Below are 4,372 nucleotides of genomic sequence, written 5' to 3' on the forward strand. Positions count from 1 at the left end.
TGCGAGAGTAGGGAACTGCCAGGCATCAAATAAAACGAAGGGCCCTGTCGGAAGACAGGGCCTTTTGTTTTATCTGTAGTCTGCCGGATGGCGGCTCCGCCTTATCCAGCCTACAGGGACGCGCCGATCCACCCTCAATATAACCACAAGCCTTCCCTACACAGATACGGTAAACTATTGCCGATTGAGTATCAGGAAAGCAGCCATGACCCACTCCCTAAAACCCTGGAATACCTTCGGCATTGATCATTGTGCAAAGCACATCGTATGCGCTGAAAACGAACAACAACTACTGAGCGCCTGGCAGCAAGCAACTCGTGAGGGACTGCCGGTTATGATCCTGGGTGAAGGAAGCAACGTCCTGTTTCTGGAAAATTACGCCGGCACCGTGATCCTTAACCGCCTGAAAGGCATTGAGGTGAATGAAACCGCGGGCGCCTGGCACCTACACGTCGGCGCAGGCGAAAACTGGCATCAGCTGGTTCGCTACGCGCTGGACAACAACATGCCCGGCCTGGAGAATCTGGCGCTCATCCCTGGCTGCGTTGGTTCCTCGCCTATACAGAATATTGGCGCGTATGGCGTAGAACTACAGCGCGTCTGCGACTACGTTGACTGCGTTGAACTGGAAACGGGAAAACGTCTGCGTTTGTCCGCGGCGGAATGCCGTTTCGGCTATCGTGACAGTATCTTCAAAAATGAATATCAGGATCGCGTTGCGATCGTCGCGGTGGGTCTGCGTTTGTCAAAGCAATGGCAGCCGGTGTTGACCTATGGCGATCTTACTTGTCTGGACCCGAAAACGGTCACCGCGCAACAGGTGTTTGATGCTGTATGCCATATGCGCACCACAAAATTGCCGGATCCTAAAGTGAATGGCAATGCGGGCAGCTTTTTTAAAAATCCCGTTGTCGCAGCCGATATCGCTATGGAACTGTTAGAACGATTTCCCAACGCGCCGCATTACCCTCAGGCAGACGGCTCAGTGAAGCTGGCGGCAGGCTGGCTGATAGATCAATGTCAGTTGAAAGGCGTCACTATTGGCGGCGCTGCGGTGCATCGCCAACAGGCGCTGGTATTGATTAATGCGAATGATGCGACAAGTAAAGATGTGGTGGCGCTGGCGCATCATGTCCGGCAAAAAGTGGGTGAAAAATTTAATGTCTGGCTGGAGCCTGAGGTTCGCTTTATTGGTCGGTCCGGAGAGGTGAACGCTGTGGAGAGCATTGCATGAAAGATACTACCGTTCCCCTGACGTTGATCTCACTACTTGCCGACGGAGAGTTTCACTCAGGCGAGCAGTTGGGTGAACGGCTGGGAATGAGCCGCGCGGCGATTAATAAACATATCCAGACATTACGCGACTGGGGAGTAGATGTATTTACCGTTCCCGGGAAAGGATATAGCTTACCGGAACCCATCCAGTTACTGGATGCTGACCGTATTCATAGCCAACTGGATAGCGGAAACGTGGCGGTATTGCCCGTTATCGATTCAACCAATCAGTATTTACTTGATCGAATTGGCGAGCTGCGTTCAGGCGATGCCTGTGTAGCAGAATACCAACAGGCGGGGCGTGGTCGTCGCGGGCGTAAATGGTTCTCACCGTTTGGTGCGAATCTATATCTTTCAATGTACTGGCGTCTGGAGCAGGGGCCTGCGGCGGCAATAGGCTTGAGTCTGGTCATTGGAATTGTGATGGCGGAAGTGCTGCGTGAACTGGGCGCAGATAAAGTTCGTGTGAAGTGGCCTAACGACCTCTACCTGCTGGATCGCAAACTGGCGGGTATTCTGGTCGAGTTAACCGGTAAAACGGGCGATGCCGCACAAATAGTGATTGGCGCTGGTATTAACATGGCAATGCGTCGCGTAGAAGAGGACGTGATAAATCAGGGATGGATCACACTACAAGAGGCCGGAATTACGCTCGACCGCAATATGCTGGCCGCAAAGCTGATTTATAAGTTACGTGCTGCGCTTGAGCTTTTTGAGCAAGAAGGACTTTCTCCTTATCTTTCGCGCTGGAAAAAACTGGATAATTTTATTGATCGTCCGGTAAAACTAATTATTGGCGACAAAGAAATATTTGGTATTTCCCGCGGCATTGATACTCAGGGCGCATTATTGCTTGAACAGGATGGCGTGATTAAACCCTGGATGGGCGGAGAAATATCGCTGCGAAGCGCCGAATAGTAAAAAAGGGGAGTCGGTACTCCCCTTTTTTCTGTTATTTCCGCAATCTTACCTGTTCCACCGCATGGTTAGCGCTCTTAGTCATAATAAGGCTGGCACGTTCTCGCGTGGGTAAAATATTTTGTTTTAAATTCAACCAGTTAATTTCTTTCCAAAGCGAAGTCGCTGTATTAACAGCTTCTTCTTTAGATAATTTCGCATAATTGTGGAAATAAGAGTCAGGATCGGTAAACGCCCCTTCGCGGAATTTCAGGAAGCGATTGATATACCACGTCTGAAGAAGTTCTTCTGGCGCATCAACGTAAATAGAGAAATCAACGAAATCAGAGACAAATACATGGTGCGGATCGTGAGGATAATCCATACCGCTTTGTAAAACATTCAAACCTTCAAGAATCAATATATCAGGCTGAGCGACGGTTTTATCCCCTTCAGGAATAACATCGTAAATCAAATGAGAATAGACTGGCGCCGTCACGTTCGGTACGCCCGACTTGAGGTCAGAAACGAATTTCACCAGTCGGTGCATATCATACGATTCGGGGAACCCCTTTTTCTTCATTAACCCGCGTTCTTTCAACACCTGGTTTGGGTGGAGGAAGCCGTCTGTGGTAATCAATTCAACACGGCGGTGTTCCGGCCAGCGACTCAGCAACGCTTGCAGAACGCGTGCTGTCGTGCTTTTACCCACTGCGACGCTGCCCGCGATACTGATGATGTAAGGGATTCGCTGGCCGTTAGTGCCCAGAAACTGTTCCAGGACAGCCTGACGACGCAGATTTGAACTGATATAGAAATTTAGCAAACGGGAGAGAGGTAAATATATTTCTGCAACTTCTTCCAGCGATAAATCTTCATTAATGCCTTTTAACTGCGCGATCTCATCCTCGGTCAGGGTCATCGGCACAGAATCGCGAAGCGCAGCCCACTGGCTGCGATCAAACTGTAGGTAAGGCGTCATTAACGATTGCTCTTTTATACTCATAAGCATGTTTCTGGCTGCTATTGCTACATCAGTTCAGCGATGAACGAGGGCCATCCCTGACATGCAACGGCACGTCACATTTAAGTTAATTTGGACAATGGGCAGGAGGGTAACACCAGATGGGGAGGAATAATAAGAAAAAATCTCGCTGTGAAAGCTATCCCTGAGAAGCAATGTGACGAATATACCAGATACAGAAGATTGCTTTCTATCGACGGAGCGTTGAAATGCCGCGTCGTATCCTGGTCAGACGGTCGGTAAAATGCCGAAAATTTATGCTCTCTTGTTTGAAATTAGAGCATTTTTGTCTCTTATAGCGCAAAATGTGAGCGATAGAACATTTTATGCAATTTTTTAGTTGCATGAGCACGCAGGTCTCCATAGAATGCGCGCTACTTGATGCCGACTTAGCTCAGTAGGTAGAGCAACTGACTTGTAATCAGTAGGTCACCAGTTCGATTCCGGTAGTCGGCACCATCAAGTCCGGTGGGGTTCCCGAGCGGCCAAAGGGAGCAGACTGTAAATCTGCCGTCACAGACTTCGAAGGTTCGAATCCTTCCCCCACCACCATTTTCGGCCGCGCGATGGCGCAGCCCGAGACGATAAGTTCGCTTACCGGCTCGAATAAAGAGAGTTTCTCTCGATATTCAGTGCAGAATGAAAATCAGGTAGCCGAGTTCCAGGATGCGGGCATCGTATAATGGCTATTACCTCAGCCTTCCAAGCTGATGATGCGGGTTCGATTCCCGCTGCCCGCTCCAAGATGTGCTGATATAGCTCAGTTGGTAGAGCGCACCCTTGGTAAGGGTGAGGTCGGCAGTTCGAATCTGCCTATCAGCACCACTTCTTTTCTCCTTCCTGTTTTTCTCTTCTGTTTATTAGCATTCAACAAGTCGGGCGTGTTGCCTGGTTGATGTGGTGATATCACCGATTTATCCGTGTCTTAGAGGGACAATCGATGTCTAAAGAAAAGTTTGAACGTACAAAACCGCACGTTAACGTCGGTACTATCGGCCACGTTGACCATGGTAAAACAACGCTGACCGCTGCCATTACTACCGTACTGGCTAAAACCTACGGCGGTGCCGCTCGCGCATTCGACCAGATCGATAACGCGCCGGAAGAAAAAGCGCGTGGTATCACCATCAACACTTCTCACGTTGAATACGATACCCCGACCCGCCACTACGCACA

General features: G+C 49.7%; 5 protein-coding genes and 4 tRNA genes. 7 read left to right on the top strand and 2 right to left on the bottom strand.

What is annotated here, in order from left to right; genetic code table 11:
• The first annotated feature begins 205 nt into the window (after positions 1-205).
• Both murB and birA read left to right on the top strand, forming a co-directional pair.
• Entirely contained in the window at positions 206-1,234 is a 1,029-nt protein-coding gene (murB, locus tag ACLJQJ_RS23275; RefSeq protein WP_063809726.1) for a UDP-N-acetylmuramate dehydrogenase, read from the top strand.
• A complete protein-coding gene (gene birA / locus ACLJQJ_RS23280; protein ID WP_000655746.1) occupies positions 1,231-2,193 on the top strand; it encodes a bifunctional biotin--[acetyl-CoA-carboxylase] ligase/biotin operon repressor BirA in 963 nt (320 codons plus the stop codon). The genes murB and birA overlap by 4 nt, the downstream gene beginning before the upstream one ends.
• 34 nt (positions 2,194-2,227) lie before the next feature.
• On the opposite strand, the gene coaA is transcribed toward birA, so the two are convergent.
• A complete protein-coding gene (gene coaA, locus ACLJQJ_RS23285; RefSeq protein WP_000023069.1) occupies positions 2,228-3,178 on the bottom strand; it encodes a type I pantothenate kinase in 951 nt (316 codons plus the stop codon).
• Between the two features lie 208 nt (positions 3,179-3,386).
• Complete coding sequence (locus ACLJQJ_RS23290) at positions 3,387-3,560, bottom strand: hypothetical protein (protein WP_001541267.1); 174 nt, start codon at positions 3,558-3,560, stop codon at positions 3,387-3,389.
• 19 nt (positions 3,561-3,579) lie between these two features.
• On the opposite strand from ACLJQJ_RS23290, the gene ACLJQJ_RS23295 reads away from it, so the two are divergent.
• The 5 genes from ACLJQJ_RS23295 to ACLJQJ_RS23315 form a co-directional block, all read left to right on the top strand.
• A tRNA-Thr gene (locus ACLJQJ_RS23295) sits at positions 3,580-3,655 on the top strand.
• Positions 3,656-3,663: 8 nt separating this feature from the next.
• Positions 3,664-3,748: transfer RNA gene (locus tag ACLJQJ_RS23300), tRNA-Tyr, on the top strand.
• Positions 3,749-3,864: 116 nt separating this feature from the next.
• Positions 3,865-3,939: transfer RNA gene (locus ACLJQJ_RS23305), tRNA-Gly, on the top strand.
• Between the two features lie 6 nt (positions 3,940-3,945).
• A tRNA-Thr gene (locus ACLJQJ_RS23310) sits at positions 3,946-4,021 on the top strand.
• 115 nt (positions 4,022-4,136) lie between these two features.
• A partial coding sequence (locus ACLJQJ_RS23315; RefSeq protein ID WP_000031667.1) for a GTP-binding protein occupies positions 4,137-4,372 on the top strand: 236 nt, incomplete at its 3' end.

This window comes from Salmonella sp. SAL04202, from assembly GCF_046550775.1.
Classification (GTDB): domain Bacteria; phylum Pseudomonadota; class Gammaproteobacteria; order Enterobacterales; family Enterobacteriaceae; genus Salmonella; species Salmonella enterica.